The sequence below is a fragment of the Cryobacterium breve genome, assembly GCF_004402375.1.
GTDB lineage: Bacteria > Actinomycetota > Actinomycetes > Actinomycetales > Microbacteriaceae > Cryobacterium > Cryobacterium breve.
In genome coordinates this window covers 455,206-481,460 of record NZ_SOGJ01000023.1, presented here as the reverse complement: position 1 = coordinate 481,460, position 26,255 = coordinate 455,206, and the positions used below count along the sequence as shown (strand labels likewise).

General features: G+C 66.4%; 23 protein-coding genes. 22 read left to right on the top strand and 1 reads right to left on the bottom strand.

The window, feature by feature from the left end:
• Positions 1 to 126: 126 nt before the first annotated feature.
• The 21 genes from mraZ (at position 127) to E3O65_RS12180 (ending at position 24,327) form a co-directional block, all read left to right on the top strand.
• Positions 127 to 558, top strand: coding sequence for a division/cell wall cluster transcriptional repressor MraZ (gene mraZ / locus E3O65_RS12280; RefSeq protein WP_134363983.1), 432 nt, complete (start codon positions 127 to 129; stop codon positions 556 to 558).
• 96 nt (positions 559 to 654) lie between these two features.
• Positions 655 to 1,608: a 16S rRNA (cytosine(1402)-N(4))-methyltransferase RsmH gene (rsmH, locus tag E3O65_RS12275; RefSeq protein WP_134363982.1), complete on the top strand. Its 954-nt coding sequence runs from the start codon at positions 655 to 657 to the stop codon at positions 1,606 to 1,608.
• Positions 1,605 to 2,225 carry a cell division protein FtsL gene (ftsL, locus tag E3O65_RS12270; protein WP_134363981.1) on the top strand — a complete coding sequence of 207 codons (621 nt, stop codon included), beginning with the start codon at positions 1,605 to 1,607 and terminating at the stop codon, positions 2,223 to 2,225. The genes rsmH and ftsL overlap by 4 nt, the downstream gene beginning before the upstream one ends.
• A gap of 101 nt (positions 2,226 to 2,326) precedes the next feature.
• Positions 2,327 to 4,120, top strand: coding sequence for a peptidoglycan D,D-transpeptidase FtsI family protein (locus E3O65_RS12265; protein WP_241985572.1), 1,794 nt, complete (start codon positions 2,327 to 2,329; stop codon positions 4,118 to 4,120).
• A gap of 13 nt (positions 4,121 to 4,133) precedes the next feature.
• On the top strand, positions 4,134 to 5,678 hold the full coding sequence (locus E3O65_RS12260) for a Mur ligase family protein (RefSeq protein ID WP_134363980.1): 1,545 nt from the start codon (positions 4,134 to 4,136) through the stop codon (positions 5,676 to 5,678).
• Positions 5,679 to 7,091 carry a UDP-N-acetylmuramoyl-tripeptide--D-alanyl-D-alanine ligase gene (locus E3O65_RS12255; RefSeq protein ID WP_134363979.1) on the top strand — a complete coding sequence of 471 codons (1,413 nt, stop codon included), beginning with the start codon at positions 5,679 to 5,681 and terminating at the stop codon, positions 7,089 to 7,091.
• Complete coding sequence (gene mraY / locus E3O65_RS12250) at positions 7,088 to 8,179, top strand: phospho-N-acetylmuramoyl-pentapeptide-transferase (RefSeq protein ID WP_134363978.1); 1,092 nt, start codon at positions 7,088 to 7,090, stop codon at positions 8,177 to 8,179. Before E3O65_RS12255 ends, mraY begins: the two co-directional genes overlap by 4 nt.
• Entirely contained in the window at positions 8,179 to 9,705 is a 1,527-nt protein-coding gene (murD, locus tag E3O65_RS12245) for a UDP-N-acetylmuramoyl-L-alanine--D-glutamate ligase (protein WP_174722305.1), read from the top strand. Before mraY ends, murD begins: the two co-directional genes overlap by 1 nt.
• The gene (gene ftsW / locus E3O65_RS12240) at positions 9,674 to 11,014 is read left to right on the top strand and encodes a putative lipid II flippase FtsW (protein WP_134363976.1); all 1,341 of its coding nucleotides are present in this window, start codon (positions 9,674 to 9,676) and stop codon (positions 11,012 to 11,014) included. The genes murD and ftsW overlap by 32 nt, the downstream gene beginning before the upstream one ends.
• Entirely contained in the window at positions 11,011 to 12,099 is a 1,089-nt protein-coding gene (locus tag E3O65_RS12235; RefSeq protein WP_134363975.1) for a UDP-N-acetylglucosamine--N-acetylmuramyl-(pentapeptide) pyrophosphoryl-undecaprenol N-acetylglucosamine transferase, read from the top strand. Before ftsW ends, E3O65_RS12235 begins: the two co-directional genes overlap by 4 nt.
• A gap of 58 nt (positions 12,100 to 12,157) precedes the next feature.
• Positions 12,158 to 13,555: a UDP-N-acetylmuramate--L-alanine ligase gene (murC, locus tag E3O65_RS12230; RefSeq protein WP_134363974.1), complete on the top strand. Its 1,398-nt coding sequence runs from the start codon at positions 12,158 to 12,160 to the stop codon at positions 13,553 to 13,555.
• Positions 13,556 to 13,568: 13 nt separating this feature from the next.
• A complete protein-coding gene (locus E3O65_RS12225) occupies positions 13,569 to 14,630 on the top strand; it encodes a cell division protein FtsQ/DivIB (protein ID WP_241985574.1) in 1,062 nt (353 codons plus the stop codon).
• Positions 14,631 to 14,770: 140 nt separating this feature from the next.
• Positions 14,771 to 15,949, top strand: coding sequence for a cell division protein FtsZ (ftsZ, locus tag E3O65_RS12220; RefSeq protein ID WP_134363973.1), 1,179 nt, complete (start codon positions 14,771 to 14,773; stop codon positions 15,947 to 15,949).
• A gap of 14 nt (positions 15,950 to 15,963) precedes the next feature.
• On the top strand, positions 15,964 to 16,671 hold the full coding sequence (locus tag E3O65_RS12215; RefSeq protein WP_134363972.1) for a YggS family pyridoxal phosphate-dependent enzyme: 708 nt from the start codon (positions 15,964 to 15,966) through the stop codon (positions 16,669 to 16,671).
• A gap of 35 nt (positions 16,672 to 16,706) precedes the next feature.
• Positions 16,707 to 17,261 carry a cell division protein SepF gene (locus E3O65_RS12210; RefSeq protein WP_134363971.1) on the top strand — a complete coding sequence of 185 codons (555 nt, stop codon included), beginning with the start codon at positions 16,707 to 16,709 and terminating at the stop codon, positions 17,259 to 17,261.
• 8 nt (positions 17,262 to 17,269) lie between these two features.
• The gene (locus tag E3O65_RS12205) at positions 17,270 to 17,569 is read left to right on the top strand and encodes a YggT family protein (protein ID WP_134363970.1); all 300 of its coding nucleotides are present in this window, start codon (positions 17,270 to 17,272) and stop codon (positions 17,567 to 17,569) included.
• 140 nt (positions 17,570 to 17,709) lie between these two features.
• Positions 17,710 to 18,333 carry a DivIVA domain-containing protein gene (locus E3O65_RS12200; protein ID WP_134363969.1) on the top strand — a complete coding sequence of 208 codons (624 nt, stop codon included), beginning with the start codon at positions 17,710 to 17,712 and terminating at the stop codon, positions 18,331 to 18,333.
• Between the two features lie 28 nt (positions 18,334 to 18,361).
• Positions 18,362 to 18,874: a signal peptidase II gene (lspA, locus tag E3O65_RS12195; protein ID WP_134363968.1), complete on the top strand. Its 513-nt coding sequence runs from the start codon at positions 18,362 to 18,364 to the stop codon at positions 18,872 to 18,874.
• A gap of 8 nt (positions 18,875 to 18,882) precedes the next feature.
• Positions 18,883 to 19,803 carry an RluA family pseudouridine synthase gene (locus E3O65_RS12190; protein WP_134363967.1) on the top strand — a complete coding sequence of 307 codons (921 nt, stop codon included), beginning with the start codon at positions 18,883 to 18,885 and terminating at the stop codon, positions 19,801 to 19,803.
• A gap of 107 nt (positions 19,804 to 19,910) precedes the next feature.
• Positions 19,911 to 23,378 carry a DNA polymerase III subunit alpha gene (dnaE, locus tag E3O65_RS12185; RefSeq protein ID WP_134364118.1) on the top strand — a complete coding sequence of 1,156 codons (3,468 nt, stop codon included), beginning with the start codon at positions 19,911 to 19,913 and terminating at the stop codon, positions 23,376 to 23,378.
• Between the two features lie 166 nt (positions 23,379 to 23,544).
• Positions 23,545 to 24,327 (top strand): lysophospholipid acyltransferase family protein, encoded by a 783-nt coding sequence (locus tag E3O65_RS12180; RefSeq protein ID WP_134363966.1) that lies wholly within the window; start codon positions 23,545 to 23,547, stop codon positions 24,325 to 24,327.
• Here the strand turns inward: E3O65_RS12180 and E3O65_RS12175 are convergent.
• On the bottom strand, positions 24,324 to 24,866 hold the full coding sequence (locus tag E3O65_RS12175; RefSeq protein ID WP_134363965.1) for a flavin reductase family protein: 543 nt from the start codon (positions 24,864 to 24,866) through the stop codon (positions 24,324 to 24,326). The genes E3O65_RS12180 and E3O65_RS12175 overlap by 4 nt on opposite strands.
• A gap of 72 nt (positions 24,867 to 24,938) precedes the next feature.
• Here E3O65_RS12175 and hisD point away from each other — a divergent pair, with 72 nt between their 5' ends.
• Positions 24,939 to 26,252, top strand: coding sequence for a histidinol dehydrogenase (hisD, locus tag E3O65_RS12170; protein WP_134363964.1), 1,314 nt, complete (start codon positions 24,939 to 24,941; stop codon positions 26,250 to 26,252).
• The last annotated feature ends 3 nt before the right edge of the window (positions 26,253 to 26,255 follow it).

Here is a 26,255-nt window from a genome sequence, read left to right as displayed (position 1 = left end):
CTTCCCAGTGTTTTTCTGGAGTTCAGAAGAATATTTCCCGAGAATTCCCGTGTTTTCCTGTCTGAGTGGATCAAAGTGGAGTAAAGTGGAGCACAATCTGACCTTGGCCGGAAGAGAGGGGGATAGATGTTTTTCGGCACCTATGCTCCCAAGCTCGACGAAAAAGGGCGCGTCATCCTGCCCGCGAAATTCCGCGACGAGCTCTCTCCAGGGATCGTCATGACCCGCGGCCAGGAGAACTGCCTGTACGTGTTCACAACGCAGGAGTTCGAGTCGTACTACACGCAGTTCTCCCGGGCGCCGCTCACGGACCAGGGTGCGCGTTCCTTCAACCGGTTGATCTTCTCCGGTGCGAGCGCCGAGATGCCCGACAAGCAGAACCGGGTGACCATTCCCGCGAACCTGCGCAGTTACGCCGGGCTCGACCGGGACCTGACCGTCATCGGAGTGGGCACCCGGGTAGAGATCTGGGACACGACCGCGTGGGAAACCTACCTCGCCGGACAGGAAGACTCATTCGCCAATATCGCCGAGGAGGTGATTCCGGGACTTATGTAGCTCCTGACGCCTGACCCCCAGCCGTTCCGCCTGACACACTTCCCCGGTGCCAGAGACGAATGGATGGGGATCAGGAATCAGGAACCACCCGGGACTATGGACATCAACGACATCCACACCCCAGTACTGCTGGACCGCTGCGTCGAACTGCTGGCGCCGGCGCTGGAACGGCCGGGCGCCGTGCTCGTCGATGCCACGCTCGGAATGGCCGGCCACGCCGAGGCGTTCCTGCAGAGATTCCCCGAGCTGGTCCTGGTCGGACTCGACCGGGACCTCGACGCTCTCGCGATCGCCGAAGAGCGGCTGAAACCGTTCCGCGACCGGATCCACCTGGTTCACACCGTCTACGACGGTATCCAGGACGCTCTGGAGGGCCTCGGGATCTCCGAGGTTTCGGGCGTGTTGTTCGACCTCGGCGTCTCCTCGCTGCAGCTCGACCGGGTTGAGCGCGGCTTCTCCTATTCCAAGGACGCCCCGCTGGACATGCGCATGGACAACACCAGCGATCTGACGGCTGAGCGCATCCTCGCCACCTACAGCGAGCAGGAACTGCGCCGAATCTTCCACGAGTACGGTGAGGAGAAGCTGGCGGCACGCTACGCCAAGGCCATCGTCGACGCGCGGGAGAACACTCCGTTCGTTCGGTCCGCCCAGCTCGTCGCGGTCATCACCGCTGTGACGCCGGTCGTCGTGCAGCGCGCAGGGCACCCCGCGAAGCGGGTGTTCCAGGCCCTGCGCATCGAAGTCAACCAGGAGCTCGCGGTCCTGGAACGAGCCATCCCGGCCGCACTCGAATCGGTCGCCGTCGGCGGACGCATCGTGGTCATGGCTTACCAGTCCCTCGAAGACCGCATCGTCAAGAAGGTCCTGGCGAAAGCGTCCGGCTCCACGGCTCCCGCCGGACTGCCGATCGAACTTCCCGAACACAAACCGCTGTTCAAGCTTCTGATCCGGGGTGCCGAACTGGCCTCGGACGAGGAAAAAGCCATCAACCCGCGTGCCACGCCGGTTCGACTTCGCGCCGCCGAAAGACTCAGGAGAGCCGAATGAGCGACAACCTCGCCCGCGTCCTACGACCTACCTGGGAGAGCACCCCGGGCCACGCCCCGGCGGAGGAGCCCCGTCATATCGAGATCGTCTCCCCGCGCAGTCAGCGGAGGGCACGTCCGAAGATCGCCTACGCCCTCTCGGCTGTGACGGGCGTGGCTGTGATCGTGATCGCCCAGCTGCTACTGAGCGTGGGCATCTCCCAGTCGGCGTACGAGGTGTCCCGCCTTCAGGCCAGCCAGGTCGAACTCGGACGCACGGCCGAAAGCGTGACCGAAGACCTGGTGCGGGTGTCCTCGCCGCAGAGCCTGGCCGCCAACGCGGAAGCCCTCGGCATGGTCAGCAGCTCCAACCCCGTCTACCTGCGTCTCTCCGACGGCGCCGTCCTCGGCGCGCCGGCCTCGGCCATCGGAAGCCAAGCCGGTTCGGCGAGCCTGGTGCCGAACGCGCTGCTCGCCGGCGTACCTTTGGTCACAGAACTGCCGCAGAACACCGGTCAGGGCGCAAGCCTGGGTGGTTCGGTCGCCAGCCCGGCGGCGGAACCGGTTGTCGCGGCATCCGTGTCCGCAACCGTGCCCGCCGAGGCGCCCAACGCTCTGCCGACACCCACGACCCGCTAGGCGGTTCGTACACCGGGTGGTTTTCACCGCCCTCCCGTCCCGTCAGCTTCGTTCCCAGAACGTTCCACACCCGCGGCCCCGGCCGCAGTCAGGATTCGCAGGTGGCGAGCAACAGCCGTTCGAGCAGCACCCGGTCGAGCCGGCGACGGAGCGCGGCGACGATCGTCATGCTGCTCCTGTTCGTGACGGTTTTCGTGGTGCGGCTCGTCGACATCCAGGTGGTGCGGGCCGACACCCTGAGCGCCGACTCGCTCGGCAACCGTTCGGTCGAGCAGCCCGTCTTCGGTTCCCGGGGTGACATTGTCGACTCCAATGGGGTCGTCCTGGCCGGAACGGTGATGCGGTACAACATCACCCTGTCGCCGCGGAACGCCAAGGAATTCGAGCGCACCACCGACACCGGAGACGTGACCGTGACGCTCGCCCAGGCGGTCGCGGAGGTGGGTGCCCTGACCGGGCAGAGCGGCGACGAAATCCTCAAGGTCATCTCCGACGCCCTCGCCGCCGACAAGGACTCCGACTATGCCGTCGTCGTGCGCGCTGTGGACGTGTCGGTGTTCCGGGCCATCGACGCACTCGACATCCCCTGGATGTACGCCGAGAAGAACCCGAGCCGGGTCTACCCCGACGGAGCCGTGGCCGGCAACCTGGTCGGGTTCGTCTCGTCCGGCGGGGAGGCTCAGGCCGGCATCGAACTCGGCCAGGATGCCTGCCTGGCGAGTACCAATGGCACGGAGACGTACGAGAAGGGCGCGGACGGCGTGCGCTTGCCCCAGAGCACTGTCACGACCAGGACGGCCAGGGACGGCGGCGACGTCGTCACGACCATCGACTCCGACCTGAACTGGTTCGTGCAGCAGGCGCTGGCCAAGCAAGCAATCGCCACGGGAGCCGCCTGGGGCAACGTGGTGGTGCAGGAGGTCAAGACGGGCAAGCTCGTCGCCGTCGCCGACTACCCCTCGGTCGACCCCAATAACGTCAACGGCACCCCCAACCCCGATGACCGCGGGTCGCGAGCCTTCACGGCATCCTTCGAGCCGGGGTCGACGTTCAAGGCGCTCACCACGGCATCCGTTCTCGACGCTGGCGCGGCCACTCCGCTGAGCCGCATCGTTGCGCCGTACCGATACCTGCCGCCCAACGGGGCCAACGTGAACGACAGTTCCAGCCACCCCGACCTGAACCTCACCCTGACAGGCGTGATGATCGAGTCCTCGAACACGGGCATGTCCAAGTTCGGCGAACTGATCAGCGACCAGCAACGCTATGACTACATGACCAAGTTCGGTGTGGGCTCGACCACCGAATCGGGCTTCCTCGCAGAAGACTCCGGCATCTTGCACCCCTGGGAAGACTGGGACAACCAGACCAAGTACGCCACCATGTTCGGCCAGGGCCTCACGACCACGGCCATCCAGGTGTCGAGCGTCTACCAAACCCTGGCCAACAACGGCGTTCGGATGCCCGTGCAGTTGGTGGCAGGCTGCCGCCACGCCGACGGCACCATGACCGAGGTTCCGGAAGCGGTCGGCACGCCGGTCGTATCGGCCACGGCTGCCCGCGACACGGCCGACATCCTCGAGATGGTGTACCAGAAGGCCTGGCTGGCAAAGACGTGGGAGATTCCGGGATACCGGGTGGCCGCGAAGACAGGAACGGCGCAGATGCCCGACGGTCAGGGCGGCTACACCAAGGGATACCTGGTGTCGGTCTCCGGCTTCGCTCCCGCGGACGATCCGCAGTACGTCGTTTCGGTTAGCCTCGCCGATCCTGTTAAACTAAATTCTTCCGCCGCACCTGCTCCGGTCTTCCAAGAGGTCATGAGTCAGGTGCTGAAGAAGTACCGGGCAGTCCCATCGGGCGCCACCGCGCCTGCCCTTCCCGGTACCTGGTAAGAAAGCGAGCCCCGTGACCGAATTGGCACCTTCGGCTCTCCGTCCTCAACATCCGGTCCCCAGATCGTTGTCGGGACTGGTCGATGAATTCGAACTGTATGTGCATGGCGACGTCGATGGCCTCGAGGTCACCGGCGTGAGCCTGAGCTCCCGAACCGTTCAACCCGGAGACCTCTATGTCGGCGTTCCCGGACGGGCCAGTCATGGCGCGTCCTACGCCGGCGGCGCCCGTGAATCCGGCGCAGTCGCTATTTTGACCGACGAGGAGGGCGCGATCCTGGCGGCTGACTCCGGTCTGCCGATTCTGGTGACCCCGGATGCACGCGCCGCTCTCGGAGCCGTCGCCGCGTGGATCTACCGCACCGACGCGAACCCGGCCACGCTCTTCGGCATCACCGGCACCAACGGCAAGACCAGCGTGGTCTACCTGCTCTTCGCCCTGCTGAACCAGCTCGGAGTCGTCTCCGGCCTCACCTCGACGGCCGAGCGACGCATCGGCGACCTCGCCGTGGTGAGCTCTCTGACGACCCCGGAGGCGACCGAGCTGCACGCCCTGCTCGCCCGCATGCGCGAGGCGGAGGTTCGAGCCGTCGCCATCGAGGTCTCGGCCCAGGCCTTGAGCCGCCACCGGGTCGACGGCCTCGTCTTCGACGTCGCCGGGTTCACGAACCTGAGCCACGACCACCTCGACGACTACGTGAGCCTGGACAAGTACTTCCAGGCCAAGCTTGAGCTGTTCCAGCCGGATCGCTCCAAGCGCGGTGTCATCACGGTCGACTCCGACTGGGGCCGCCGAATCGTCGACGAGTGCCGCATCCCGGTGACCACGTTGAGCAGCAATCCCGATGTCGAAGCCGATTGGCACATGTCCATCGTGTCCGAGAGCGCCCTGTACACCGAGTTCCTACTCGAGGGGCCAGAGGGCCGCCGACTGCAGACCCGAGTGCCCCTGGTGGGCTGGTTCATGGCCGCCAACGCGGCCCTGGCCATCCTGCTCCTCGTTGAATCCGGTTACGACTTGGAGGCGATCGCCCATTCCCTCGACCGCGACGGCGGCATCGACGTGTATATCCCCGGCCGCGCAGAGCGCATCTCCGGCGACACGGGCCCGCTGGTCTACATCGACTACGGCCACAGCCCGGACGCATTCCTGAACACCCTTGCCGCCATCCGCAAGTTCACCCCCGGCCGCCTGATCATGGTCTTCGGCGCCGACGGCGACCGCGACACCACGAAGCGCGCCGACATGGGCGCCATCGCCGCCCGCGGAGCGGATATCGTCGTCGTCACCGACTTCCATCCCCGGTTCGAAGACCCCGCCGCCATCCGTGCAACCCTGCTCGCCGCAGCAAGGGAGGCCGTACCCGGCGGTGAGTTCCACGAGGTCCCGGACCCCCGAACGGCGTTTCGAACGGCGCTCTCCCTAGCGAAAGAAGGCGACGCGATCTTGTACGCGGGACCAGGCCATGAAAATTACCACGAGGTTGCCGGCGTGAAGATCCCCTACTCCGCCAGGGACGACTCTCGCCAGGCGCTGCGCGAAGCGGGGTGGCTGTAGATGATCGCCCTCACGCTCGAGCAGATCGCCCTGGCCGTCAACGGCACCCTGCATCTTGAGGGCAGCGATCTGACGAACGACGCGGTCACCGACGGCATGGTGCACACCGACTCGAGGGACACCGTGCCCGGCTCGACTTTCGTCGCCAAGCCGGGCGAGGTGACCGACGGCCATCTGTTCGCCCCGGCCGCCGTCGAACGCGGCGCAACGCTGCTGCTTGTCGAACGCCACCTCGACCTCCCCGTGGCCCAGATTGTGGTGCCGGATACCGTCACCGCCCTCGGTGACCTGGCCACGTTCGTCGTGGCTCACGTTCGAGCGGCCGGAAACCTCAAGATCGTCGCCGTCACCGGGTCCAACGGCAAGACCACCACGAAGAACCTGATCCGAGCGGTGCTCGAACGGGTGGGACCGACCGTCGCCGCCCGCGCATCCTTCAACAATGAGGTCGGCGCACCGCTGACCATGCTCGAGCTGACCCAGGACACCCGGTTCCTGGTGGCTGAAATGGGTGCCAGCGGCGTGGGCGAAATCGCCCGGCTGATCCGCATGGCACGCCCCGACGTCGGCATCGTGCTGAAGGTCGGCCTCGCGCACGCCGGCGAGTTCGGCGGCATCGAGGCCACCGTCATCGCGAAGACCGAGATGGTCTCCGAACTGCTCGCGACGGATGTCGCCATCCTGAACGCCGACGACCCGCGCGTCGCCGGGATGGCAGCCAGCACCGCCGCCCGGATCGTCTGGTTCGGCCAGTACGGTGACTCGGGCGTTCGCGCCACCGAGGTGCACGCTTCGGCGACGGGCACCACGTTCACCCTTCGGCTGACCTCGGGCGAGAGCCGCCAGGTCGCCTTCCGAGTGCTCGGCGAGCACCATGTGATGAACGCCCTGGCCGCCGCCGCGGCCGCCGAGGTACTCGGCGTCGCCATCGACGACATCGTCTCGGCCCTTGAGTCGGTGCACACCGCCGAACGCTGGCGAATGCAGGTGTTGGGCGGCCGCGATGGGGTGACCGTCATCAACGACGCCTACAACGCCAGCCCCGACTCCATGACTGCGGCGTTGAAGACCCTCGCCCAGATCGCCGTTCCAGGGCGGCGCACCATCGCCGTGCTCGGCGAGATGAGCGAATTGGGCGAGCTGGCCGGCGAGGAGCATGATCGCGTCGGGCTGCTCGCGGTGCGCCTGAACATCTCCCAGCTCGTCGTGGTCGGGCGAGCCGCCCGGCGCATGCACATCAGCACGATCAATGAGGGGTCCTGGGACGGGGAGTCGGCGTTCGTCGAATCCGCGGACGAGGCCTTTGAAATGCTCCGTGACACCGTGCAACCGGGGGACACTGTACTCGTGAAATCATCCAATTCCGCGGGCCTGCGATTTCTGGGCGACCGCCTGGGAGAGTGGTTCTCGTGAGAGCACTCCTGATGGCGGGTGCCTTCTCCCTCGTCTTCACCCTGACGCTGACGCCGCTGTTCATCCGGCTGTTCCACAAGCTGGGATGGGGACAATTCATCCGCGACGACGGGCCGCAGAGCCACCACGCCAAGCGCGGGACCGCCACCATGGGTGGCATCATCCTCATCATCGGAACCGTGGTCAGCTACTTCTCGGCCATGTGGATCACCGGCACGCACATTCCGATTTCGCCGCTTCTCGTGCTGTACATGATGGTCGGACTCGGTCTGGTCGGCTTCATCGACGACTTCCTGAAGACCCGCAACCAACGCAGCCTCGGACTCGGCGGCTGGGCGAAGGTCACCGGCCAGGTCATCGTCGCGGGCTCCTTCGCGCTGCTCTCGATCCAGTTCCCGAACATTCACGGCGTCACGCCGGCCTCGACCCAGATCTCCCTCCTGCGAGACCTGCCGTTGGACTTCATGAAGCTCGGCACGGTCATCGGCATCTCCCTCTTCGTGATCTGGATCTGCCTGATCGTGGCGGCCACGTCAAACGGCGTCAACGTCACTGACGGACTCGACGGACTCGCCACCGGATCGTCGATCCTCTCGATCGGCGCCTTCATCGTGATCGGCTTCTGGCAGTCCAACCAGGCCCGCTACGGCGGCGCCGACGTGGCCGACCTGTACCGGTCCTACGACGTGCGGGACCCGCTCGACCTGGCCATCGTCTCCGCGGCTATCGTCGGCGGTCTGATCGGCTTCCTGTGGTGGAACACCTCCCCGGCCAAGATCTTCCTCGGGGACACCGGTTCGTTGGCTATCGGCGGCGCCCTCGCCGCGCTGGCCATCCTCAGCCGAACTGAACTGCTGCTCGTGCTGATCGGCGGCCTGTTCGTGATCGAGGCCGGATCCGTCATCGTTCAGCGTGCCTACTTCAAGGTGACACGCGGCAAGCGCATCTTCCTGATGAGCCCGATCCACCATCACTTCGAGCTGAAGGGTTGGGCGGAGGTCACGGTTGTGGTGCGCTTCTGGATCATCGGCGGCCTGCTTGTGGCGGCCGGCGTCGGCACCTTCTACCTCGAGTGGCTGGCCAGCTAGTGAGCGCACCTCACTCCGCGCGCCTGGACGGTCTGACCAGCTGGCACGCCGACTGGTCCGGTTTGCGCGTGGCCGTGCTCGGCTTGGGCGTCACGGGCTTCGCGGCCGCCGACACCCTCACCGAGCTGAGCGCCGACGTGCTTGTCGTGGCTGGCAACGCATCCCCGGACACCATGCGCCTGCTCGAGGTGGTCGGGGCTGGCCTGGTGCAGGCTGCTCCGGGCATCGTGCCGGAGGAGCTGATCACACACCGGCCCGAACTCCTGATCGTCTCGCCGGGATACCACCCCGACCACGCCCTGCTCCTCTGGGCCGCCGAGACCGGGATTCCGGTGTGGGGTGACATCGAGCTGGCCTGGCGCCTGCGCGACAAGGTCGGCCCGCCCGCCGAATGGATCCTCGTCACGGGCACCAACGGCAAGACCACGACAGTGCAACTGACGGCCACCATGCTCGCCGCCGCCGGCCTGCGCGTCGCACCCTGCGGCAACATCGGTGTGCCCGTCCTGGATGCTGTGCGCGACCCGCAGGGGTGGGATGTGCTCGTGGTCGAGCTCTCCAGCTACCAGCTGCACCACTTGCCCCGCACGGGGCCCGGTGCCCTCGTGCCGCTCTCCAGCGTCTGCCTCAACATCGCCGACGACCACCTCGACTGGCACGGTTCCGCCCAGGCCTACCGCGACGCGAAATCCACCGTCTACGCCAATACCCGGGTGGCCTGCGTGTACAACAAGGCTGATGCCGCGACCATGCGGATGGTCGAGGACGCCGACGTGTCGGAGGGCGCTCGGGCGATCGGCTTCGGACTCGGCGTGCCTGGTCCGAGTGACTTCGGCCTGGTGGAAGGCATTCTGTGCGACCGAGCCTTCCACGAGGATCGATTCGACACTGCGATCGAGATTACGACCGTGCAGGAGCTCCGCGAGCGCGGACTCGCCGCTCCGCACCTCCTGGCAAACATTCTTGCCGCCAGTGCCCTGGCTCGATCCTTCGGTGTCTCCTCGGCCGTGATCCACGACGCGCTCGAATCTTTCCGCCTTGACGCGCACCGGATCGAAATCGTGGCAGAGTCGGCCGGCATCCGCTGGATCGACGATTCGAAGGCCACGAACCCGCATGCTGCGGACGCCTCGCTCACGGCGTTCGACTCCGTCGTCTGGCTGGTCGGCGGTCTGCTCAAGGGTGTCGACGTCGACGCCCTGGTTGCCCGGCACGTCGGCCACCTGAGAGGTGCCGTCATCATCGGCCTTGACCGCTCCGTGTTGCGGGACGCATTCCGGCGACACGCGCCCGAGCTGACCGTGTTCGAGATCGAGTCCGACGACACTGGTCAGGTGATGCCGGGGGCCGTGCGCCGTGCGGCCGACCTGGCCGAAACCGGTGACGTGGTGCTTCTCGCCCCGGCTGCGGCATCCATGGATCAGTTCAGTGACTACGCAGAACGGGGCCGGCTGTTTGCCGAAGCCGTGCATGAGCACCTGGGAGGTGAGGCGGATGAAGACTCCGCCCAGGCTTCCGGCGCCTAGGCAGGTCGCGCCGAGGTCGGCCGCGCCCCGTTTGGGTTCTCCACGCCCGGTCGCCGCAGCGGCACCCGCTCCCGTTGCGCCGGGCGCAGGTGCCGGGACCTCCACGCGCATCCACTTCGGACGCGTGTTCAAGGTTGAGTCCACGAGTTATTTCCTGCTGCTGGGCACCACCCTGTTCCTCGTCGTCTTCGGCCTGATCATGGTGTTGTCGTCGTCGTCCGTCGATTCCTACCTGGAGAACACGGGCTTCTTCGGCACCGTGCTGCGGCAGGGCGGGTTCGCCCTGATCGGCGTTCCCGTGATGCTTATGATCAGCCACCTGCCACTGAAGTTCTGGCAGCGCGTGGCCTGGCCCATGCTCATCGTCGCGTGCCTGATGCAGTGCCTGGTCGTGTTCACACCACTGGGCTACGAGATCGCCGGCAACACCAACTGGCTGTCGATCGCGGGCGTCCAGTTCCAGCCCTCCGAGGCGATCAAGCTGGCCCTCGTTGTCTGGCTGGGCGTGATCCTGTCGCAGAAGCAGAACAAGCTCGACGACTGGCGACACGTGTACATTCCGGTCTTCGGCGTCGGCGGCGGCGCGGTGATGCTCGTGCTCATCGGCGGTGACCTCGGAACGGTCATGATCATGGCCGGAATCCTCTTCGGCGCGCTGTTCTTCGCCGGCGTCCGACTGCGCATGCTGGCCTTTCCCCTCGCCGTGGGGGCCGTGCTCGCGCTGCTCATGGCGGTGACCAGTTCGAACCGGATGACGCGCATCCTCAGCTTCATGGGGGCGGGGTGCGAGGAACTCGACGGTCCCATCTCCGCGGCCTGCTGGCAGCCCCTGCATGGCACGTGGGCACTCGCCAGCGGGGGCGTCTTCGGGGTGGGGCTCGGCAATTCCAAGGCGAAGTGGTCCTGGCTGCCCGCTGCCGACAACGACTACATCTTCGCGATCATCGGCGAGGAGCTCGGGCTGATCGGCGCCGTCGTCGTTCTGTTCATGTTCATCCTGCTGGCTTTTGCATTCCTGCGCATCATGCGCACAACCACCAGCATGCAGGCCCGCGTCTCGACGGCCGCCGTTCTGGTCTGGCTGATCGGTCAGGCTTTCGTCAACATCGGCGTGGTCCTCGGGGTGTTCCCGGTTCTGGGAGTTCCGCTGCCGCTCGTATCCGCCGGAGGCACTGCCCTGCTCACGACGCTCGGCGCGATCGGGATCGTGCTGTCGTTCACCCGGGGCGACCGATCGAACACCGCCCGATCGAATACCGACAGATCGAACACCTCGCTGCGTGCCGCGTCATCTGGAGACGACCAATGACCACCTATCTGTTCGCCGGCGGCGGTACCGCCGGCCACGTCAACCCGCTCCTGGCGGTTGCCGACACCATCGTGGGGCGGCAACCGGATGCCACGGTGATCGTGCTCGGCACCCGCGAAGGTCTGGAGGCCCGGCTGGTTCCGGCCCGCGGCTACGAACTCGTCTTCACGCCGCGGTTGCCGTTCCCCCGCCGACCAAACCGTCAGGCGGTGACCTTCCTGCCTCGGTTCAATCGAGCCGTGGGCGATCTGGTCACCCTCATCCGTGAACGGAACGTGGACGTCGTCGTCGGCTTCGGCGGCTATGTGTCGACACCGGCCTACCTGGCGGCGTGGCGGGCCGGCGTGCCGATCGTCATCCATGAGGCGAACGCCAGGGCGGGCCTGGCCAACCGGCTCGGCGCCTGGCTTACCGGCCACGTCGGTGTGGCCTTCTCCGGCACCCGGATTCGCCACCCGCACGTCGTTGGCATGCCGCTCCGGCCTGAGATTGCCGCGCTGGACCGGGCCGAGGCGCGACCGGAGGCACTGGCCTTCTTCGGATTGGACGCCGAACGGCCCACCCTGCTGGTCACCGGCGGCTCGCTCGGCGCGCGTCGAGTGAACAACACCATCGCCGAGTCCGCCGGCAACCTGATTGACGCTGGATGGCAGGTGCTGCACATCACGGGAGATCGGTCACCCGTGGAGGATCCCGCCCTGGCCCACTACCGTCTGGTCTCCTACTGCGACCGGATGGACCTGGCGCTGTCAATTGCTGATTTCGCGGTGTCGCGCGCCGGAGCCGGCACGGTCTCCGAGCTGAGTGCCCTCGGCATCCCCGCCGTGTACGTGCCGTATCCCGTGGGCAACGGCGAGCAGCGCTTCAACGCCGCGGACGTCGTCGGTGCAGGGGGAGGGATCCTCGTCGCCGACGCGGACTTCCTGCCCGACTGGGTTCAGGCAGAGCTGATTCCGGTGCTCACCGACCGGGATCGCGTGGGGCGGATGGGCGTCGCCGCGGAATCCGCCGGTCGGTTGGACGGCTCGGCGAGGATGGCCGACTTTATTGCGGCTGCCCTGCCCCAGCCCCAACGGCTAACGTAGTTTCAGCACTCGCGTGCGCACACCAGCATTTGTCTCCAACTGAGAAGAGCCAGTAACCGTGATCAAGCCCGACCTGAACCTCACCATTCCCCGTGACCTCGGCACGGTGCACTTCGTGGGCATCGGCGGTTCGGGGATGAGCGGGATCGCGCGGCTCTTCCTCGCTGCCGGCCACACCGTGACCGGGTCGGACCTGCGCGAATCCGACAATGTGCTGGCCCTGCGGAAGTTGGGTGCACACGTCGTCATCGGCCACGCCGCCGAGAACGTGGGAGACGCGGACAGCCTGGTCGTCACGGGCGCACTCTGGCAGGACAATCCGGAGTTCGTCCTCGCGAACGAGCGCGGACTGCCTGTCCTGCACCGGTCCCAGGCCCTGGCCTGGCTGATCGAGAAGCACCGCCTCGTCGCCGTCGCGGGCGCCCACGGCAAGACCACCTCTACGGGCATGATCGTGACGGGCCTGCTCGGTCTCGGCACGCATCCCAGCTTCGTCAACGGCGGCGTGATCGAGTCGCTCGGCGTGTCGGCGGCCGCCGGCACCGACGACCTCTTCGTGGTGGAAGCCGATGAATCCGACGGCTCGTTCCTGCTCTACAACACGGCGGTCGCCCTGGTCACCAACGTCGACCCTGACCACCTGGACCACTACGGATCGCTTGAGGCGTTCGAGGCGGCCTTCGTCGAGTTCGCGCAGAACTCCACAGAATTCGTGGTGATCTCCTCCGACGACGCCGGCGCGGTCAAAGTCACGAAGCGGCTCGCCGGCCAGAGGGTCATCACCTTCGGCGAGGATGCCGCGGCGGACGTGCGCGTGCACTCGGTCGTCACCGACGGGCCGGTTCGCTTCGGCGTGGCCTGGGCCGGGCACGACTACTCCGCCACCCTTCGCATCCCCGGGCGCCACAACGCTGTGAACGCCGCCGGTGCCTTCGCGGTGCTGGTCGGACTCGGATTCGACCCGGAGGCGTCCCTGGCCGCCATCGCGGAATTCGGCGGCACCGAGCGCCGATTCGAACTTCACGGCACCGTCGGCGGGGTCAGCGTCTACGACGACTACGCGCACCACCCGACCGAGGTCGCGGCGGCGCTGTCCGCCGCCCGCACGGTGGTCGGCGCCGGGCGGATCATTGCCGTGCACCAGCCGCACCTGTACAGCCGCACGCGCCTGTTCGCTCAGGAGTTCGCCCACACGCTCGAGACCACGGCTGACCAGACCATCGTGCTTGGCGTCTATGGCGCTCGGGAAGACCCGGAGCCCGGCGTCACTGGAGCCCTCGTGTCCGACAAGTTCACGGATGCCTCCAAGGTCGTCTATGTGCCGGACTGGCAGGAAGCCGCGGACTACGTGGCGGAGATCGCTCGCGACGGCGACTTCGTCGTCACGCTCGGCTGCGGAGACGTGTATCGGATCGTGCCCCAGCTCCTCGCCTCACTCACGCAGGCGCGCGGATGACCCGCAGCCGCGCATGAAGCGGCCTCAGGGCTACGACGCTCAGGCGCCGGGCCCGGCCGCGGTTACCACCCCCGAGACGATAACTCCGAAGCCGGGAGCGCTCAAGACGGGCTTGCGGAGGACGGGCCTGCCGAGGACGGGAGCGCCGAAGTCACGCGCCGCGAAATCAGGTGCCACGACCTCGATCGATCAGACCTTCACAGAGCCGATCACCCTTCCCGAACCCGCCGGGCCGATCGCTCCGGTGTCGCCGTTGCGGGCGCCGTCCACGACCACGACCACGACCGCGCCGCCCCCCATGCCCCTGACTTCGGCAGGGGCGAAGCGCAAGCTTCGTGCAGCGCGCCGCGCCCGCAGACTCTACGAACGGGAGGAAGTGCGCCGGTTCACCTGGCGCTCCCGCCGGCGCAGGAACGCCTGGTTGGGCTCCCTGGGAGTCGTGGCCGCCTTGATCGCCTTCGTTCTGCTCGGTACGTTCTCGCCGCTGATGGCGCTTCGCACCATCGAGGTCGTCGGAGCGAACCGGGTTCCGGCGGAGCAGATCCAGTCCGCCCTCGAGGGCCAGCTGGGCACTCCACTCCCGCTCATCGACTTCGCCGACGTGAAGCAGGAACTGTCCGCTTTCACACTGATCCAGAGCTACGTCACGGAGAGCCGCCCACCGAACACCCTCGTCGTTCGCATCGTGGAGCGGGAACCCATCGGAGCCCTCATGACCGAGTCAGGGTTCGATCTCGTCGACGCGGCCGGAGTCGTGATCCAGAGCAGTGCGGAACGCCCCGCCGGGTACGCCACCATCGATGCGCGGGCCGGGGTGGGCAGCGCCGGCTTCCGGGCGGCGACCGCCGTGATCGCGGCATTGCCGCCAGACATCCGTTCCTCGTTGGACACCGTCACTGCCGCCACCAAGGATGACGTCACGCTCACCTTGTCGGGAGGGGCACGCGTCGTCTGGGGGAGTGCGGAGAGGAGCGACTTCAAGGCGGTCGTGCTCGCGGCCCTGATCGTCACCAATCCGGTCGGCAGCGTGGGCGAATACGACGTGTCGTCTCCGGACAGCGCCGTTCTTCGCTGAGAACTTGGCAGATCTTCGCGACACGCGGGCGCGCCTCCCCAAGCCGGATCGGCTGGCGCATAACTTTCTAATCAGGAATTGCATACTCAGCATAACTTTAAACTTCGAGTAGAGGTTTAGGGTTCCACCGGAGGCCGGACGTGTCAACAACAAATCAGAACTACCTCGCAGTCATTAAGGTTGTTGGAATCGGTGGCGGCGGTGTCAACGCCGTCAACCGTATGATCGAGCTCGGCCTCCGCGGAGTCGAGTTCATCGCCATCAACACGGATGCCCAGGCGCTCCTGATGAGCGACGCCGACGTCAAACTCGACGTGGGCCGCGACCTCACCCGCGGCCTCGGAGCCGGCGCCGACCCGGAGGTCGGCCGCCGCGCCGCAGAGGATCATGCCGAAGAAATCGAGGAGGCCCTGGCCGGCGCGGACATGGTCTTCGTCACGGCTGGCGAGGGTGGCGGAACGGGCACCGGTGGCGCGCCGGTCGTCGCACGCATCGCCAAGTCGATCGGCGCGCTCACCATCGGTGTCGTCACCAAGCCGTTCGGTTTCGAGGGCAAGCGCCGCCAGGCGCAGGCCGAAGCCGGCGTCGCGTCACTCAAGAACGAGGTCGACACCCTCATCGTCGTGCCGAACGACCGCCTGCTGGAGATCAGCGACCGCGGCATCAGCATGCTCGAGGCCTTCGCCACCGCCGACCAGGTGCTGCTCGCCGGTGTGCAGGGCATCACCGACCTGATCACCACTCCGGGACTGATCAATCTCGACTTCGCCGACGTCAAGTCGGTCATGCAGGGTGCCGGTTCGGCGCTCATGGGCATCGGATCATCCCGCGGCGCCGACCGTGCCATCAAAGCAGCTGAGCTGGCCGTGGCCTCTCCGCTGCTCGAGGCCTCCATCGATGGCGCTCACGGGGTGCTGCTCTCTATCCAGGGTGGCTCCAACCTCGGCATCTTCGAGATCAACGACGCCGCGCGTCTGGTGCAGGAAGCCGTGCACCCCGAGGCCAACATCATCTTCGGTGCCGTCATCGACGACACCCTGGGCGACGAGGTGCGCGTCACCGTCATCGCCGCCGGTTTCGACGGGGGTGAGCCCGGGGCCAAGGCCGTCGAGGTGCGCCGTGCGGACCTGGTCGCCGCGGGCGTTGCCGCGGGAGTGGGCGCCACGGGTGCTGCGGCGACCGGCGCTGTCGACCCTGCTCCGTACACGGATGCGGCTGCCTCGTCGGTCTGGTCCGGCGTCGAGCCCGGAGCGGCCGTTGCCGACCCGGCCTTCGAAGAAGACCCGGACGACCTGGACATCCCGGACTTCCTCAAGTAACCCGTTACGCCGAGATGAGTGATGTCGTCCTGCCCCAGGCCCAGCCTGCCGGTGGCGGACTCCCGGAGCGACTGAATGCAGTCCGCTCCGGGATCGCAGCCGCGGCAGCGTCCGCCGGGCGGGACGCTTCGGAGCTCACCACGATTGTGGTCACCAAGTTCCATCCGGTCGCCCTGATCGAGGAACTCGCCGCTCTCGGAGTACAAGACGTCGGGGAAAGCCGGCACCAGGAGGCCCAGGGCAAGGCAGAGTCGATGGCAGGCCTCGACCTCACCTGGCATTTCGTGGGTCAGGTTCAGGGCAAGAAAGCTCGGCAGGTGCGGGCATACTCCACCGTCATCCACTCCGTCGATCGGGCCTCTCTCGTCGATGCGCTCGCCTCGGACGCCTCGGTCGTCGACTGCTTCATCCAGGTCAACCTGACGGATGACCTGGGTCGCGGTGGTGTGGTCCCCGAGGAGTTGGACACCCTGGTCGAGCGGGTGCTCGGCACGACTGGACTCCGGCTGCTCGGGCTGATGGCCGTGGCTCCGATCGGGACCCCGCCCAGGCGCGCCTTCGCCCGGGTTCGAGAATTGGGCGAGCGGACGCGGCGCCTCGCGCCCGAGGCAACCTCCCTGTCCATGGGCATGTCCCAGGACTACGCGGAGGCGATCGCCGAAGGGGCGACACACCTTCGAATTGGCACAGCAATCACCGGCAAACGTCCGTTGTCCGGTTAATCTGAATAAGTAGAATCACCAACACGGAGGTCGAGATGTCCAACCCGCTCAAGAAAACCATGGTTTACCTGGGTCTGGCAGACGAGGAACTCGAGTACGAGGCGCCTGCTGCTGCGCCTGCGTCGACGGGCCCCCACTCGACGGTGTCGAACGCCGCGGCGTCCAAATCCGCCGCACCTCACTCCGCTGCGAACTCGTCGCACACTCCGTCTTCGCACTCCAATGGCGCATCCGCTTCGGCGGGTCGCGCCCCGGTGACACCGCTGCGTAAGACCTCCGCTCCCAAGAATGTGGTTGCCTCAGACATGAATGAAATCCTCACCGTCCACCCGCGCCAGTACAAGGATGCCCAGGTGATCGCGGAATCCTTCCGCGACGGGATCCCGGTCATCATCAACCTGTCTCAGATGAGCGACGCCGACGCGCGCCGCCTGATCGACTTCGCCAGCGGTCTGTCCCAGGGCCTCTACGGCAAGATTGAACGCGTCACGGCCAAGGTGTTCCTGCTCTCTCCGTCGCACGTCGTCGTGTCCGGCGACAATGCTGCGGAGGACTCCGACGCCGAGGCGTCCTTCTTCGCGCAGTCGTAGTCTCCGCCGTGTTACTCGTGAACGTGATCGGAACGATCGCCTACTACGCGCTCCTGCTCTACTTTTTCGTGATGTGGGGCCGGTTCATCATCGACCTGGTGCGCAGTGTCAACCGGTCTTGGCGGCCGCAGGGTTTCCTGCTGGTCCTGACCGAGTTGGCCTACTCGTTGACCGACCCACCGATCAAATTCTTCCGACGGCTTCTGCCGCCGCTGCGCATGGGGCCGATCGCCTTCGACTTCGGCTGGAGCATCACCATGCTCTGCGTCATCGTCGCCATGTCGATCACAGGGTTCATGCGCCTGTAGGTACCGCTCGTTCCTGACTTGGCATGTATTCTGGTCCGACGGCGTGCTGGGCTGACGCGGTTCGATTCGTCGTCGGACCTTGATAGCGTTGGTTGAACGCAAACAAATGTTCGCAATTCAAGTTTTAAGGGTGGAAAGCCATGGCGCTAACTCCGGAAGATGTAGTCAACAAGCGGTTCCAGTCGACTAAGTTTCGCGAAGGATACGATCAGGACGAGGTCGACGACTTCCTCGATGAGGTCGTCGTTGAATTGCGACGACTGACTGCGGAGAACGAGGAGCTCAAGGCTCGCGTTTCCTCCGGCGGCGGCGCGTCAGAGTCCGTCGTCGAGGCAGCACCGGCCGCTGAGGCCGTTGCCGAGCCAGTGGCCGCTCCTGTCGCCGTGGCCGCAGCCGCACCGGCTAGTGCCGAGCCGGTCGACGAGACCGCCGGAACGACCAACCTCCTTCAGCTGGCCCGTCGCCTGCACGAGGAGCACGTCAAGGAGGGTGCCGAGAAGCGCGATGCTCTCATCGCCGAAGGCCACGCGACCGCAGCTCGCCTTGTTGCCGAGGCCGAGGCCAAGCAGCGCGCCCAGCTCACCGTCCTCGACCAGGAACGTTCCGTTCTTGAGACCAAGATCGATGACCTGCGCACCTTCGAGCGCGAATACCGCCAGAAGCTGAAGAGCTACATCGAGACTCAGCTGCACGACCTCGACGCCACGTCGCCGGTCGAGGCGAGCAACGCCTCGAAGCCGAGCTACCAGAGCTTTGGCGCCTAAGGTCTCAACGAAGAAGCGCCCCGGTGCGTTGATCCTCCTGGCCGTCGTGGCCCTGGGGATCTACGCTCTGGATCAGATCAGCAAGTACCTCGTCGTCAGCACACTGACCGAGGGTGACATCGTCCGGGTTCTGGGAGACGTGCTGCAAATGCACTTCGTCCGGAACCCGGGCGCTGCCTTTTCCCTGGCTGCCGGAATGACCTGGATCTTCTCCATCATCGCCGTCGCGGTGGTGGGCCTCATCGTCTGGTTCGCCGGACGCATCCGCTCACTTGCCTGGTCTGTCGTCTTCGGGCTGCTGCTCGGCGGGGTGTTGGGCAATTTGACGGACAGGCTGCTGCGGGAGCCGTCCTTCGGACTCGGGCACGTCATCGACTTCATCTCCACGCCCTGGCTGATCCCCGCCATCTACAACGTCGCCGATATGGCGATCGTGTCGAGCATGATCATCTTCATGTACCTGACCATTCGCGGGGTCGGCCTCGACGGAATCCGCGCCGACGCTTCGGACACGTCCGAGCCCACCCAGTTAGCATCCTGATCCTCCCCATGGAAACACGCTCTCTCCCCCTGCCGGACGGCCTTGCCGGAGTTCGCGTCGACGCCGGCATCGCCAAACTGCTCGGCTTTTCGCGCAGTTTCGCGGCCGAGGTCTGCGAGGCCGGTGGGGTCACCCTCAACGGTGTCGTGGTCGGAAAATCGGACCGCCTGCACGGGGGAGCTTGGCTGGAGGTGTCCTGGCGGCCTCGGGAAGCCTTGGCCATCGTGCCCATCGCGGTACCCGACCTCACGATCGTGCACGACGACGAGAGCATCGTCGTCATCAACAAACCCTCCGGAGTGGCCGCGCACCCGAGTGTGGGCTGGACCGGGCCCACCGTTGTCGGGGCACTCTCAGCGGCCGGCTACCGCATCGCGACCTCCGGGGCGAGCGAGCGGGCCGGGATTGTGCACCGCCTCGATGCTGGCACCAGCGGCCTGATGGTCGTCGCCAAGTCGGAGACCGCGTACACGGCGCTCAAGCGGGCGTTCCACGACCGCGAGGTCGAGAAGATCTACCATTCAGTCGTGCAGGGTCACCCCGATCCGAGCACGGGAACCATCGACGCCCCGATCGGCCGCCATCCGCGGTCGGATTGGAAGTTCGCGGTCATCGCAGGCGGCAAGGATTCCGTCACCCACTACGAGACGCTCGAAGCTTTTCCGGCGGCGTCATTGGTGGAAGTACACCTGGAGACGGGGCGCACCCACCAGATCCGGGTGCACATGGCCGCCCAGCGTCACCCGTGTGTCGGCGACGCCATGTATGGCGCCGATCCCTCCATCACGGCGCGTCTCGGCCTGACGCGGCAGTGGCTGCACGCCAAGCAACTGGCCTTCCACCACCCGGACACCCGGGAGTGGGTCACCTTCACCACCGACTACCCGAAAGACCTCTCGCATGCCCTCGACGTGCTGCGTGACGCCTGACCTGTAGCGCCCAATTCCAACACCTCGGAGCCGTTTTGTCCTCTCAGAATAAGTCGGGTGGATCGAAGGATTCCTTCGTGCACCTCCACGTGCACAGCGAGTACTCCATGCTCGACGGCGCGGCGCGGGTCAAACCGCTGATCAATGCAGCCATCGAACAGGGTATGCCCGCGGTCGCCATCACAGACCACGGTAACGTCTTCGGGGCCTTCGACTTCTGGCGCACCGCGACCGAGGCCGGCATCAAGCCGATCATCGGCACCGAGGCGTACATCACCCCCGGGACGGACCGTCGGGACAAGACGCGGGTGCGCTGGGGCACGAGCGGCCAGAACCGGGACGACGTCGGTGGCGCCGGTTCGTACACCCACATGACGCTATTGTCCGAGACCACGGCCGGCATGCACAACCTCTTTCGGCTCTCGTCCAAGGCAAGCCTCGAAGGCTATTACTTCAAGCCGCGCATGGACCGCGAACTGCTCTCCGAGTTCTCCACCGGGTTGATCGGCACAACCGGCTGCGTGGGTGGCGAGGTGCAGACCCGTCTGCGGCTCGGACAGTACGACGAGGCCAAAAAGGCGGCCGGCGAGTTCCAGGACATCTTCGGCAAGGAGAATTTCTTCTGCGAAATCATGGACCACGGCATCGACATCGAGCGCCGCACCATGACCGACCTACTCAGACTCGCCGGTGAGCTGAAGCTGCCGCTCGTGGCCAGTAATGACCTGCATTACACCCACGCCCACGACGCGACCGCGCATGCGGCCCTGCTCTGCGTGCAGTCCGCGTCGACCCTCGACGATCCGAACCGCTTCAAGTTCGACTCCAACGAGTTCTACCTGAAGACGGCCGCGCAGATGCGGCACCTGTTCCGCGACCACCCGGAATCCTGCGACAACACCCTGCTCATCGCCGAGCGGTGTCAGGTGGAGTTCAACACCAAAGCCAACTACATGCCTCGGTTCCCCTGCCCCGAGGGAGAGAACGAGGAGAGCTGGTTCGTCAAGGAGAACGAGGTCGGGCTGGCCAAACGCTACCCGAACGGCATCCCGGACGAGGTGCGCAAGCGCGCCGACTACGAGATCGGCATCATCATCCAGATGGGGTTCCCGGGCTACTTCCTGGTCGTGGCCGACTTCATCATGTGGGCCAGGCAGCAGGGCATTCGGGTCGGCCCCGGCCGTGGGTCGGGCGCCGGCTCGATGGTGGCCTACGCCATGGGCATCACCGACCTCGACCCCCTCGTGCACGGTCTGATCTTCGAGCGGTTCCTCAACCCGGACCGTGTCTCCATGCCCGACTTCGACGTGGACTTCGACGAGCGCCGCCGCGGTGAGGTCATCCACTACGTGACCGACAAGTACGGCGAGGAACGCGTCGCGCAGATTGTGACCTACGGCACGATCAAGGCCAAGCAGGCCCTGAAAGACGCCTCCAGGGTGCTCGGCTTCCCCTTCGGCATGGGCGACAAGCTCACCAAGGCCATGCCCCCGGCCATCATGGGCAAGGACGTGCCTTTGACCGGCATGTTCGACAAGGACCACCCGCGCTACCGGGAGGCGGCCGATTTCCGGGCCGTGATCGAGTCAGACCCGGAGGCCCGCACCGTCTTCGACACAGCCCTCGGCCTGGAGAACCTCAAGCGCCAGTGGGGCGTGCACGCAGCGGGCGTGATCATGAGCTCCGACCCGTTGATCGACATCATCCCGATCATGAAGCGTGAAGCGGATGGCCAGGTCGTCACGCAGTTCGACTACCCAGCCTCCGAGGCCCTCGGTCTGATCAAAATGGACTTCCTGGGGCTGCGGAACCTCACCATCATCGACGACACCCTTGACAACATCGCGGTGAACCGAGGGCACCGCCCGGTGCTTGAAGAACTCGGACTGGACGACCCGGCCGCCTACGAACTACTCGCCCGCGGTGACACCCTCGGCGTGTTCCAGCTCGACGGCGGGCCCATGCGGTCGCTGCTGCGCCTGATGAAGCCTGACAACTTCGAAGACATCTCGGCCGTCATCGCGCTGTACCGGCCCGGCCCCATGGGCGCCAACTCGCACACCAACTACGCGCTGCGCAAGACGGGGCAGCAGGAGATCATTCCGATCCACCCGGAACTCGAGGAGGCGCTGAAGGACGTCATCGGCACCACCTACGGTCTGATCGTGTATCAAGAGCAGGTCATGTCGATCGCGCAGAAGCTGGCCGGCTTCTCCCTCGGCCAAGCGGACCTGCTGCGCCGGGCGATGGGCAAGAAGAAGAAGTCGGAGCTGGACAAGCAGTTCGAGGGATTCTCCGGCGGGATGGTCGCCAACGGGTACTCCATGGAGGCCGTGAAGACCGTCTGGGACATCTTGCTTCCGTTCTCCGACTATGCCTTCAACAAGGCGCACTCGGCCGCCTACGGCGTGCTGTCCTACTGGACCGCCTACCTCAAGGCCAAATACCCGGCCGAGTACATGGCGGCCCTGCTTACGAGCGTCGGCGACTCCCGCGACAAGTTGGCGCTGTACCTGAACGAGTGCCGCCGGATGGGCATCCAGGTGCTGCCGCCGGACGTGAACGAATCGATCGGGTACTTCGCGGCCGTGGGCACGGACATCCGGTTTGGGCTTGGAGCGGTGCGCAACGTGGGCTTCAACGTGGTCGACGCGATTCGTGCCGCCCGCACGGAGAAGGGCGCGTTCGAGTCGTTCCACGACTTCCTGCGCAAGGTGCCGATTCCGGTGGCCAACAAGCGCACGGTCGAGTCCCTGATCAAGGCCGGCGCGTTCGACTCTCTCGGCTCGACCCGCCGGGCCATGTTCGAGATCCACGAGGCCGCGGTCGAGTCCGCAGTCAAGATCAAGCGCGACGAACAGCACGGCATGGTCGGCTTCGACTTCGACAGCCTGTTCGACGACCCGCAGGCTACCGAGCAGGTTCCCGAGCGTCCTGAATGGACCAAGAAGGAAAAACTCGCGTTGGAGCGGGACATGCTCGGACTCTACGTGTCCGATCATCCGCTGGCCGGACTCGAGATCCCGCTGGCCAAGCACGCCAGCACGACCATCGTTGACCTGGTGGGGTCGGAGCAGACCCAGGATGCCGACACCGTCACCATCGCGGGACTCATCACGAGCGTGCAGCACCGAATCGCCAAGAAATCGGGCAACCAGTACGGCATCATCCAGGTCGAGGACTTCGGCGGCGAGATCGCCGTGATGTTCATGGGCAAGGCCTACCAGGAGTTCTCGCCAGACCTGATCAGCGACTCCGTCGTGGTCGTGCGGGGCCGAGTGAGCCTGCGCGACGACGGCATGAACCTGCACGCGTACAGCATCTTCGCGCCGGACGTGGGCCAGACCTCCGACACGGGAACGCTGACTATCACGTTGGCCGAGTCGCGGGCCACGACTGACACGGTGACTGCGCTGGGCGAGGTCATCACCCGCCATGTCGGAGCGTCGGAGGTTCGGCTCAAACTGGTCAAGGGTAACGTGGCGCGGGTCTTCGAGCTGCCCCACCAGGTCAAAGTCAGCGCCGACCTGTTCGGGGAGCTCAAGAGCCTGCTCGGGCCGAACTGCCTCACCTGAGCTGGTGGCGCAGGTTGTGGAAGGGCGCGCACGGTCTACCGTGCGCCCCCTTCCACAGGGTGCGCCGCGAGGGGGAGCCGGGCTCGCCGGGATCGGCCGCCGGGGCTCGCCGAATGCTGGTGTGGATCGCGTCGAAGAAACCGCGCACAGGTCGTAGCCTTGAATCATGAGCACAGGCACGCGGGAACCTCTGTACACGACGGCTGTTCTGGCCGGGCGAGCCGTCTTCGGCCTGCTCCGGTTGAAGCCGGCCGTGACCGGACTGAAGAATCTGCCCGACACCGGGGGAGCGGTGCTCGCCATCACACACTTCGGCTACATGGACTTCGCCCTGGTCGAGTGGATGCTGTGGCACAAGAACCGCCGCCACATCCGTTTCATGGCCAAAAAGGGAGCATTCGACCAGAAGCTCGTCGGGGTTCTGCTGCGCGGGATGCGGCACATTTCGGTCGACATGAAGGCTGGCGCTGCCGCGTATGCCCAGGCCGTGACCGCGCTGCGCGAGGGAGAACTGCTCGGGGTCTTCCCGGAAGGCGGGGTAAATGCGTCCTTCACGGTGCGGGAGCTGAAGTCGGGTGCCATCCGGATGGCCGCCGAGGCCGGAGTGCCGGTCATCCCGATCGCCGTCTGGGGTGGTCACCGAGTGCTCACCAAAAATCACAGGCCGGCGCTGCGCGAGGTGTTCGGCGTGCCCGTGCGATTCGCCGTGGGGGAGCCCTTCACGGTAGCCGAGGGGGAGGACCCCCAGACCCTGACATCCGCGCTGCACCAGACGCTGCAGGGACTCGTCGATGGGCTGCAGAAGGCCTACCCGGTGGATGGGGGCGGCCAGTGGTGGCAGCCCCGGCACCTGGGCGGCACGGCCCCCACGCCGGAGGAGGCCGCCGTGGCCGAGGCCGAACGGCGCCGCCTTCGGGACGAAGCCAGGTCGGACCAGGCGGAAAGCTAGGCCTCGGCACCGGGCACCCGGTAGGAGCGCTCGTAGTACAGCAGGGCCTCGTCGTTCTCGCCCATGCCGCCTTCCTCGATCTTCACCACCACGACGGCGCTGTTGTGCACCAGCGTGCGTTCGATGATTCGCCCGACCATCCACGAGGTGACCCCCGTCAGCACGGGCAGGCCGTGCGGTCCCGACTGCCAGTGGTCGCCGACGAAACGCTGATTCGCGGGACCCGACATCACCTCGGCGACGGCACGATTGTGCGCGCCGAGGATGTGGATGACGACCCGCTCGCTCTCGGCTATCGCCGGCCAGGTGCTGGCTGACCTGGCCATGTTGAAGGTGGCCAGCGGCGGAACCGACGACAGCGACGCCAGCGAGGTGGCGGTGAATCCCACCGGGGCGCCGTCCGGGCGCAGCGCCGTGATCACCGCGACACCGGCGGCGTGACGCCGGAAGGAATGCTTGAAGGCGGCCAGGTCCAACGGTGCATTGGGATCTTCGGCCAGCGGTACGGTGGCGGGCTGGGGTACTTCGGTGTCGCTCATGTGACTGAATCAATCTCCTCGCCATTGAGCCTATTCCCGGTGGACGGGAGTTGATGGCTAGGCTGGAACGCGATGATCCAGACTATTGACCTCCGAGGGACCCGGCCCACTCCGGCGGAATTGCTTGCAGCCGTGCCGCGTGCGCTCACCGACGTGACCGCGGCCAGCGACGTCGCAGCCGAATTGATCGACGATGTGCGGGCCAGAGGCGAGGATGCCCTCCGCGACCAGGCAGAACGCCTCGACCGGGTGCGCCCGTCCCATGTGCGGGTTCCGGCGTCCCACGTCACCGAGGCACTGGCCGGGCTCGACCCCACGGTGCGCACGGCCATCGAGGAGACCATCCGTCGCGTGCGCATCGCCAGCGCGGCCCAGGTGCCGCCGCAGGTGACCACCACGATCGCCGACGGCGCCACCATCACGCAGCGCTGGCAGCCGATCAACCGGGTCGGCCTGTACGTTCCCGGCGGCAAGGCCGTCTACCCTTCGAGCGTCGTGATGAACGTGGTTCCGGCCCAGATCGCCGGCGTTTCCTCGATCGCGCTGGCGTCGCCGCCGCAGAGTGACTTCGACGGGCGCGTGCACCCCACCATCCTCGCCGTGGCGGGCCTGCTCGGCATCGACGAAATCTACGCCATGGGCGGGGCCGGCGCGGTCGGCGCCTTCGCCTACGGTGTTCCAGGGCTCGGACTGGATCCCGTGCAGCTCGTCACCGGCCCCGGCAACGTCTATGTGGCCGCCGCCAAGCGGCTCGTGCGCGGGGTGACCGGCATCGACTCCGAGGCCGGGCCCACCGACATCCTGGTCATCGCGGATGCTTCCGCCGACGCGCGCTTCGTCGCGGCCGACCTCGTCAGCCAGGCCGAGCACGACGAACTGGCCGCGGCCATGCTCGTCACCGATTCGGTCGAGCTTGCCGACGCGGTCTCCCGACACCTGGTCGACCTGATGCAGAGCACGACCCACAGCATCCGGGTCACCGCGTCCCTGAACGGGCGCCAGTCGGGGATCGTGCTCGTGGATGATCTCGCGGCCGCGGCTGCCTTCAGCAACGCGTTCGGTCCCGAGCACCTCGAGATCCAGACGAGCAACCCGGATGCCGTGCTCGCCCTGATTGAGAACGCGGGCGCCATCTTCCTCGGCCCGCATTCGCCCGTGAGCCTCGGCGACTACGTGGCCGGCTCGAACCACGTGCTGCCGACGGGTGGGCAGGCCCGGTTCTCCTCCGGACTCGGCGCCTACACCTTCCTCCGCCCTCAGCAGGTCGTCTCGTACAGCAGGGAGGCCCTGGGCGAGGTCGCCGACCACATTGCGGCCCTCTCCACGGCCGAGGCGCTGCCCGCGCACGGCGACGCCGTCACGGCTCGATTCGCTCCTGGCCTGTAGGCT